At 68.9% G+C, this 1,278-nt stretch carries 1 protein-coding gene; it reads left to right on the top strand.

Annotation, left to right across the window (positions count from 1 at the left end):
* A partial coding sequence (locus tag G7A99_RS20035) for an extracellular solute-binding protein (RefSeq protein ID WP_240466355.1) occupies window positions 1-1,185 on the top strand: 1,185 nt, incomplete at its 5' end.
* Between the last annotated feature and the right edge of the window lie 93 nt (window positions 1,186-1,278).

Genomic DNA, 1,278 nt, shown 5'->3' with positions numbered 1-1,278 from the left:
GCCACGCATCCCACGAGAGGAGACAGCGAGATGGACGAGAGCACACGTTACGAGCGCCTGCTGGCGCGATACCGCGACGGGGACATCGACCGCCGCACCTTCCTGAAGATGCTCGGCCTCGCCGGCATGGCCGCCGGCCTCGCCGGCGGACCGTTCGGCCTGCTCACGCCCCGCGAGGCGAAGGCGGCGGTCGAGCAGGTCCGCTTCGACGGCTGGGGCGGCGTGGTCTCGGAGGCATTCCGCGAGTACGCCTTCAAGCCCTACACCAGGGCCACCGGCATCGAGGTGGTGGACGGCACCTTCGGCGGCGCCGACGAGTACCTCGCACGGGTCCGCGCCAGCCAGCCCGGGGAGTTCAACATTGCCCACCTCTCCGGCGTGTTCGACTACGCCCGCTACGACGGCCTCGGCCTGTCGACCACCCTCGACGAGGACAACATCCCGAACCTGAAGCTGGTCATCGAGACGCTGCAGAAGCCCTTCCGCCGGATCACCGACGGCCGCCTCTCGGCGGTGCCCTACGACTACGGCACCACCGGCATCGCCTACAACCGCAAGTACGTCAGCGACGAGGAAGCCAGGGATAAGGGTGCGAAGCTGCTCATCGACGAGCGCTTCAAGGACAAGATCGGCGGCTGGAGCGAGTGGAAGACGCGGATCTGGTACGCCGCCCTGCAGACCGGCCAGGACCCCAACGACATCGAGGACATGGACGCGGTCTGGGACGCGGTGCGCCGCCACCGCGACCTCGCGCTCAAGTACTGGAGCTCCGGCGCCGAGCTCATGAGCCTGCTCGGCGAGGAGGAGATCTACGTCACCGAGGGCTGGTCCGGGCGCATCCGCGCACTGCAGGACCAGGGCCACGACATCGGCTACCTCGACCCGCCCGGCGGGCTCGCCTGGCAGGAGTGCCTGTTCGTGATCAAGGGCAGCCCCATGGCCGCCTGCGAGGAGCTGCTCAACTTCATGCTCGAGCCCGAGGTCGCCATCGCCGTCGCCGAGGGCCAGAACTACCCGCCGGCACTGAACCCGAAGAAGGTCGACCTCGGCGAGAAGGTGCCGACCCTGCCGGCGTTCGATCCCAGCGGGACGCTGGCGTCGCTGAACTTCTTCGATCCGGCCTACTGGAATGACCACGAGGGCCAGTGGTCGAAGACCTTCGGCCGCGTCCAGCGCGGCTACTGAGCGGTTGGCGGGGGCAGCGCGCCCCCGCCCGACGACGGGAGTAGAGCATGGCGGACAACGGCAATGCCGTGGAGCTGCGCGGCGTGGTCAAGC

The organism is Arhodomonas sp. KWT (assembly GCF_010993615.1).
This window is presented reverse-complemented; position numbering and strand designations above follow the sequence as displayed.